Genomic DNA, 212 nt, shown 5'->3' on the forward strand with positions numbered 1-212 from the left:
GCATGTCCTGGTCGACCTGCAGGATCTGCAGCCGAACCTCCGCCTGCTTGCCGCGCGCCTCGGCGATCGAGGAGATCTGGCTGCCGCGCTCGCCCTCGAGGCGGGCCGCATCACGCTCGAGGCTGGTCATGCGCGAGATCGGCACGAGGTTCTTCTGCCAGAGCTCGCGGATGCCCTTGAGCTCCTGCGTGATGAAGGCGGTCTGGCTGGCA

1 pseudogene is annotated in these 212 nt (G+C 67.9%); it reads right to left on the reverse strand.

Annotated features, from left to right (window positions below):
- Nucleotides 1-212 (reverse strand): annotated as a pseudogene (locus tag WDW90_RS40505) (HlyD family type I secretion periplasmic adaptor subunit); the annotation flags it as partial.

This window comes from Methylobacterium nigriterrae (assembly GCF_037106235.1).
Classification (GTDB): Bacteria; Pseudomonadota; Alphaproteobacteria; order Rhizobiales; family Beijerinckiaceae; genus Methylobacterium; species Methylobacterium nigriterrae.